The organism is Paenibacillus sp. TAF43_2, from assembly GCF_052113545.1.
GTDB lineage: Bacteria > Bacillota > Bacilli > Paenibacillales > Paenibacillaceae > Pristimantibacillus.
In genome coordinates this window covers 1-7,446 of record NZ_JBFRDK010000240.1, presented here as the reverse complement: position 1 = coordinate 7,446, position 7,446 = coordinate 1, and the positions used below count along the sequence as shown (strand labels likewise).

Annotated in this window: 5 protein-coding genes and 1 pseudogene; all 6 read left to right on the top strand. The window is 40.0% G+C overall.

Features of this window, described 5'->3' with window-relative positions:
- Positions 1–314, top strand: a pseudogene (locus AB4Z17_RS30365) (glycoside hydrolase family 2 protein); the annotation flags it as partial.
- A 523-nt stretch (positions 315–837) separates the two neighbouring features.
- On the top strand, positions 838–1,566 hold the full coding sequence (locus tag AB4Z17_RS30360) for a GNAT family N-acetyltransferase (RefSeq protein WP_441964001.1): 729 nt from the start codon (positions 838–840) through the stop codon (positions 1,564–1,566).
- Between the two features lie 169 nt (positions 1,567–1,735).
- Positions 1,736–2,044: an ArsR/SmtB family transcription factor gene (locus AB4Z17_RS30355; RefSeq protein WP_372238995.1), complete on the top strand. Its 309-nt coding sequence runs from the start codon at positions 1,736–1,738 to the stop codon at positions 2,042–2,044.
- Entirely contained in the window at positions 2,041–2,457 is a 417-nt protein-coding gene (locus tag AB4Z17_RS30350; protein ID WP_441963999.1) for an SRPBCC family protein, read from the top strand. The genes AB4Z17_RS30355 and AB4Z17_RS30350 overlap by 4 nt, the downstream gene beginning before the upstream one ends.
- 238 nt (positions 2,458–2,695) lie before the next feature.
- On the top strand, positions 2,696–5,863 hold the full coding sequence (locus AB4Z17_RS30345) for an ATP-binding cassette domain-containing protein (protein WP_441963997.1): 3,168 nt from the start codon (positions 2,696–2,698) through the stop codon (positions 5,861–5,863).
- A 132-nt stretch (positions 5,864–5,995) separates the two neighbouring features.
- Positions 5,996–7,381: a M48 family metallopeptidase gene (locus AB4Z17_RS30340; protein WP_441909723.1), complete on the top strand. Its 1,386-nt coding sequence runs from the start codon at positions 5,996–5,998 to the stop codon at positions 7,379–7,381.
- Positions 7,382–7,446 lie beyond the last annotated feature (65 nt).

Sequence of the window (7,446 nt, the reverse complement as noted above, 5' to 3'; positions counted from 1 at the left end):
ATTCAGATCGCCATGAAGCTAAGCTGAATGTTCTCATTGATGGACAGCTAGTTGATACGATTGTGTTGACAGATGATCCTGCGGATAGCCGTGGCGTTCTGTCTTGGCACTATCAAGCGGTTTCTAACAAGCTGGAGGATGCAGGATCATACGGTTATCTTTGCAAAGTTATTTTACCTAGTGCATTGACTGCTAAGCTGAACAAAAATCGCAGGTTTAAGCTTCAGCTCGAAGCCGAACAAGGCGGTTTGACGCTTTACGGACGCAATGCTGGTCGTTATCCGATTGATATTATCATTCACCATAGAGGTTAATTCATGAAGTGTCATCCGTTATTTGCTACTCCGTCCATGATGATTTATGATTAGAAAAGTTACGAATTTGTTAACGGATCTGTTGAAAATAATCGAATGGGATCTTGTAAAATAGAGGAAGTAGACAAAGAGGGGGTACATATAGATGAACGTTCCTGCAGGTGTTTGGATTTTTTCGGGTATTATCGTTGTATTGCTCACATGGCTGACACTTTGGGTTACAAAAAAAGCCTATTCGAAAAAATGGGATGAATCGGATCATTAGTTGTAATGATAAACTAAACTTTAGATAAGATTAGATGGAAGGAAAGACTCTTTAGCTACGCGGCTGAAGAGTCTTTTTTGTGCAAGTAGAGACTAATCATCCTATGTATTTCAAGCTATAAAGGAAAGCTGGCATTCTTTTTAATATAAAGCTGTGCCCGTTTTGCAAGGCGAATGATTATAAAAAAGATAAACTGTTTGCGTTGTGCCTACTTTATAGTATTTTAAAATAGAAATTCTTTTATAGGGGGTAAATAGGATGTCTTTATTTTCTCAAACAATAACTGACTTTTGGAAGGCGCCATTTTTGAATGGAGATGTCCTGTATAGCGATGATGTTTTTACTGTCGCCACTAACGATGACCTGAGCGAAGATCGTCGGGTCATGTTGCTGGAAAGCTCCGACGGCCGAGTAATGGCGATCCTAACAGCTGCATTGGCCGAAAAGATTGGTCTTTATCAAGGACAAGACCTGTCTGAGTCGACCTTTCGCCGGAAATTGAAAGAAGCGGGAGTAGCTTTGCATGGTGCGGATTATCTTTTTTATTTTTCAGAAGCCGATAAGTACAAATTACTGCAAGAAAACCAGGATGGTGTCTTGCGACAGTTAACAGTGCAAGATGATTTAATCTTCTCCGAGTTCCAGTCATTAGCCTCGGAACAAGATTTGGATGACGCTTATGTGGAATTAGATCACTGGGCAGTGTTCGGATCTTTTGAGCAAAACCGCCTGGCCAGCGCCGCCAGCATGTATCCTTGGGAGAATGTGCAAATAGCGGATCTTGGCGTACTGACTTTGACGTCTTTTAGAGGAAAAGGTCACGCCCGCAAAGTAGTGCGTACAATAAGTAAATACGCCTATAGTCAGGGATACGAACCCCAGTACCGATGCCAACTCGATAATCAGGCTTCTACGTCGCTGGCTAAAGCGGCGGGTTTGACGCTGTTTGGAAAGTGGGAAGTGATTTCTCCAGAATCGATTGTCTGATAATGCGCCAGATGATGTCTGCGCGGAAAACTTGACACGACACCTTTTGGTGTCCTATAATCGATGTGACTCCAAAAGGTGTCTTAATAAGCTGTAATGTCGTTTAATAGGCAGCATTACAGTAAATAATAATGAAAAGGTGGGGGTGGTTTTGAACGATAAAGGTCAGATGAGGGATGTTTACGACGCTGTTGCCGATCCAACAAGGCGAAAGCTAATTCAATTGTTGGCAGAAGTTGAAGACTTGCCCCTACATGAGATAACGGTTCATTTTCAAATGGGTCGAACAGCGGTTTCCAAGCATTTGGCAATCCTGAAAGATGCCGATCTTGTCATTGCTCAAAAGGTTGGCAGAGAAACGAGATATCGATTGAATGCTAATCCATTGAAAGAAATTAAAGATTGGGTATCATTTTACGAAGGATTCTGGAATGAAAGAATAGATAAATTAAAACTTATATTGGAGGAAAAAAAATGAAACCAGATGTATCATTAGATTTTCAATTTACAAGCTCAATCGACCAAGTGTGGAATGCTTTAACGGATTCGGATACGCTTGCGAAATGGATTTGGAATAATGATTTTGAACCAGTCGTTGGACATAAATTTCAGTTCAAAACGGAGCCTTCCGAATGGTGGAACGGCATTGTAGATTGCGAAGTACTTATAGTGGACGAGCCTCATACCTTATCTTACACTTGGATAAGTGCCGGAGAAAATACGACAATTACATGGACTTTGAAAGAAGGTTCAGATGGAACGGTTCACCTGCACCTCGACCAAACTGGATTTAGTGAAGAAACAAAATCCCGTCCGGGAGCAATTGAAGGAGCTAAATCTGCTTGGACTTACAAGGGCGATCAGCTTGGAAAAGTGTTAGCCGAACTATAATATGATTTTTCAACTTTCATGATGCAAGTTATTCAACACCAAACTTAATTCATCGTTTTATACAAATAAATCATTTTTTAAAAATAGGGCGCAATTCCGCAGTAAGAATTGTGCTCTTTCTTTTTCATAAGATGCCTTTTGAAATCATCTTAAATGAGCAAACATAGCAGGTTGGCTGTAGAAGCTTGCTTTTATCATATACAGAGACAAATTTTTAGAGATTGGAGAGGAGATCACAATGAAAATAAAGCAATTAATTGCGAACAATATTAACAAATTAGATGAAGTACTGCCAGTAGATAAATCGTTAGGCATAGCTGGTTTATCTGGATCTGGAAAAACAACTTTTTCTCAAACCATTGGTGAAGAATCGAAGAAACGTCTCGTTTCCTTATTGCCAAAGGCGGAGTATCAGTATCTATTTCCTAATATTATGGAAACCAATTTCAGTGCCATTAAGATGGAGGAAATGCCGCTTGTCCTTTTTCTAGGTCGATCATCCATTTCTTCAAATCCTCGTTCAACTATTGGTACGCATACTGGCGTGTTTACTGAAATTCGAGTTGCTCTTGCTGAAAAGTATAATCTTTCTCCAGAAGTTTTTTCATTTAATAATGAATTAGGCTGGTGTCCAGACTGTAAAGGCCGCGGAACAACTAAAAATATCGAATGTAAAAAATGTATGGGGAAACGTTACAATCAAGAAGTTGAACAATATAAATTTGAGTTATTGGATCAAGCACAGAGTATATCGGACATCAACAATTTCAGCGTGGAAACAATTTATTCACTAGCAGAAGTTCTAAAGATTAGTGAAGGTAAACAAAACATTTTAAAAAATATAATCAATATGAATATTGGTTACTTAACGTTAAATCGGATTATGGGAACATTGTCAGGTGGAGAAGTAACTCGGCTCTACTTGGCTGAATTTATGGCTACAAGTGAGAATACGGTTATTATTATCGACGAAATTTCCGTAGGTCTTGATCATCAAACGTTATTGAAGATTTTAGCTGAGATAAAACAATTAGGGTTTAAAAATCAAATTTGGCTCATTGACCATTCTGACACGGTGCTGGACACAGCGGATAAGCATTTGTTTTTTGGACCTGGCAGCGGTAAATACGGCGGAAAAATAGTGGAAGAATCACCACGTCCAAAGCCAATCCACGGGGAACGAAACGAGGCAGCACCAACAGAATATTATCAATTTCTTGATCTTCACTGCCGGAATATTCAAATCAGTGAAATTCAGATTCCTAAAAATAGACTTGTCACTTTTACAGGCGAGTCAGGCTGTGGCAAATCCACACTTGTTAATGAGTGCATGTCCAAGGATTTTGTGAAGCGCTATCCGAAGGATAAGCTGGTTATGGTTGGGCAGGATCGTAACCAATCAATCACTAGCCGGTCAACCGTTGCCACTTTTCTAGATATTAAAAAGAAGCTTACAAAATATAGTGATGATATTGATGATATTTTTCAGCGCTCGATTGAAGATATTATTGTTGAGCTGCCAAATGAAGACATCGCTCATAAACGCTTGAGCTTATTGATCAAGCTAGGACTTGGTTATTTGACGTTGGAGAGAAAAACACAATCCTTATCAACGGGTGAATTTCAATGTGTTCATTTAGTTTCTGAGTTGTTTGCGGGCTCCAGAAACCCGAATACGCTATTTATTTTTGACGAGCCTTCAAAAGGGTTATCACAAAATATTTTGAATCAATTCATTGATAGTGTGAGGGTCATTCTACAGGATGAATCCGTCTCCATGATCATGATTGAACATAATTCGTATATGCTGGAAAGCTCTGATTTTATCGTTGATTTTGGCAAAAGACAGCATGCACCCGTGGAGGATCTTGATGTTGTCAGTCATGATGATTATTACCGGGAACAAAACCATGAAGATAAAGCTGCTCCTTTCCATATTCCTTCAACACTAGATCAAAAAAATGGCGTTAATTATTTAAAAGAAAACCAGATTGCCTATTTTAAAAATGCGGAAAACGTTTATAAAGGCGGCATCTTAAAAAGTTTATCATCAATGGCTCGTCTCATTTATGGTGAATATGAATCAGATACCATTGCACCCGTCATCGCCATTGATTTGGAACGCCACTTGTACAGCCAATATACTTTTCTCTACGAAATTGGCGGCTTAATCAACCATATTGTGGCGGCACATCCAACCAATAAAGATACGAATAGCTTCGATTTCTATAATCAAGGCAATCATTGCCCATGCTGCTCTGGCCGCCGTGTAATTGAAAAATTTGATTTTGATATTGTTATTCAGGACAAAGACGCGCCATTCTGGGATGGCTTATTGCATCCAGATGTGATGGATATTTTGAAGTTTTATCAATTCCCAAAAATAAAATTTATTTTTGAAGAGATTAAAAATGAGCTCGGCCAGAATATAAGCAAAAGTTATGCAGAGATGACAGACGCAGAAAAGCATACTTTTTTGTACGGATATTGGGAAAAGTCATTCTATGATAAAGTAGGCAAGGCATCAAGGACTTGGGAAGGCTTTAATCACATCATTGGGATGTATATGGTGGTATCGAAATCGGAGATTAAAGAGCGTATAAAAGAATCCAAAAAGTTGATTACTTGCCCAATTTGTCAAGGAACGGTATTAAAGCATCATAAAAAGCTAAAGTTTGGCGAGACGGATATTCGTGAGATTATTCAGCAGCCTCTTGATCATGTCATTAAAACCGTTGGAAATCTAAAGGTTCTAGACAAAATGAAAGCGATTGTCGGGGGCGATATGGTTTTGACGGAAGAGGTTTCTCTATTGCCTAGGGAGACGCAAGCTGCGTTGAAAATGCTTGAACTAGAGGTCGCGAGCTTTTCCCACTATGAAATGGTCTTGCAAAATGTGCTGCCGTTCTGGGGCCGTATCAGCAACAGTATCGAATCCATCAGTATTAATAATCGGATCACCGTCTGTGATTTTGCCAATATCACCGAAACGAGAGAAACGATCATTGATAAGTATTTCACCAATGGTAAATACAAAAAACTGACCTATGTCTATGAAGCGTTTGGTTACAAAAAAATTGTTACCTTAATAAATAAAATTAAAGCCAGCCAGCCATGTCCATTCTGCAAAGGGAAAAGAGTAATTTCGGAAGATGGCCTACACGATGGCGTGTTCAAATTATCGGTACCATGTGTTAGCTGTTATGCAAGTGGCATCAATGATGAAGGGCTTAAGGAAATTGTTGAAGGCATAGACGTGCAAACATGGCTGACAGGCAAAGTAAGTGATGTTGTTAAAGACAGCTCAAATATTGAGGCGGTAGCTGATATTCCAATTTTCAATCGCATTCGTGAGTTGAATAAACAAGAAATGATGGCTGTTTACCAATTCCTTGAGCAAAGCTAGATGTCAAGCACTGAAAGAACTCATTTGCAATCCTAAATTGCAGATGAGTTTTTTTGTTATGCTGAAGGTTGTATAATAACTTTGGGAAATCGTGTATAATGTGGGTATTATTTTAGAAGGGGATGCCATTAATTGAATGCAATTGATTTAGAAACGTCGCTCATACATAAGAAAGAGAATCGTTACTTTGTTCTAGCGCTTATCTTTAGTGTTTTCATTTATTTATGTCTGTTTATTTCTATTATTTTCATTTTCATCCTACCGATTCTTATTCTTCTGCCCTTATTCGCTCAAGCGGTTATGATGGCAAGCATTCGAACCAATGGCGTTCGGATCACACCGAGACAATTCCCGGAAGTGTTCGCAATTGCCCAGGCACAGTGTGAGCGGATGGGCTTTACTGTTGTACCGGATCTATATGTTATGGAGTCAAGCGGGATATTAAATGCGTTTGCTTCGCGCTTTTTTGGCCGCAATATGGTGGTGCTTTATTCCGATTTGTTCGAAATGATTCAGGCGGGTGGGGAAAAAGAGCTCACTTTTGTCATTTCACACGAGCTCGCCCACATCAAACGAAATCATTTGTCGAAGCAGCTGCTCATATTGCCGGCGTTATGGCTTCCATTTCTTGGAGAAGCATACTCGCGGGCTTGCGAATATACATGCGACCGTATGGCAGCTTATTACACCAATGATGCTGAAGCCGCAATGAATGGTTTAACGATATTAGCCATCGGCAAAACGCTCTACAAACGGGTAGACCGTGAGGAATATTTACTGCAAAGCAGCTATGAGAAAGGTTTGTTTGTATGGCTGGCTGAGAAGCTATCGACTCACCCGCCTCTGCCGAAGCGTATCTACGCGATTCAGCAATATGCAGGCATCTCATCGAATATCATTTTTAAGACATCCTCTTCGCGAATAGCACTTATCATCGTTTTGGCTGTTATTCTTGTTCTCGGGGGATCTGTTACGATCGGGGTGACCTTCTCGAAATCGATTGATACCTTTATGTCTTCTCTTGATGGTCCGCCAACCGATGATCAAATGCTTGGTGCGGCTTCAGAGGCTGATTTTGAGCTCGTTAAATCTCTGCTTGATGCTGGAGGAAATCCGAATGCAGCAGACGATGAAGGATGGACAGCGCTAATGTGGGCAGCCCAGCTAAATGAAACAGCAATCGCTTCTTCATTGATAGACGCGGGAGCGCAATTGAATGTGATTGAGCAAAGTTATGAAGAAACGGCATTAACGATAGCGTTGTATAATGAAAGCATAGAGATGGTAGCGTTATTGCTGGAAGAAGGAGCTAATCCGAATTTACAGGACAGTACCGGATGGACACCGCTAATGACCGCAGCAAAAAATGGCGACATAGAAGGAGCGGAACTTTTGCTAAAAGCAGGGGCTGATCCGTTGAAAGTTGATGAAACAGGATATACAGCTGAGGATTATGCGCTGGATGCTGGATTTGACGAGCTCGCCGAGCTGTTGCATAATTTAGGCGATCAAATATAAAACAAAAGAAGCTTGATCGCTCAAGCTTCTTTCTTTTATGTATATTCAATTCTTTATGTTTAGGA

What these genes read in the sequence shown, in the direction of transcription:
- AB4Z17_RS30355 (WP_372238995.1), top strand. Translation starts at nt 1,736, where the DNA reads ATGAGGGATGTTTACGACGCTGTTGCCGATCCAACAAGGCGAAAGCTA.
- AB4Z17_RS30360 (WP_441964001.1), top strand. Translation starts at nt 838, where the DNA reads ATGTCTTTATTTTCTCAAACAATAACTGACTTTTGGAAGGCGCCATTT.
- AB4Z17_RS30345 (WP_441963997.1), top strand. Translation starts at nt 2,696, where the DNA reads ATGAAAATAAAGCAATTAATTGCGAACAATATTAACAAATTAGATGAA.
- AB4Z17_RS30350 (WP_441963999.1), top strand. Translation starts at nt 2,041, where the DNA reads ATGAAACCAGATGTATCATTAGATTTTCAATTTACAAGCTCAATCGAC.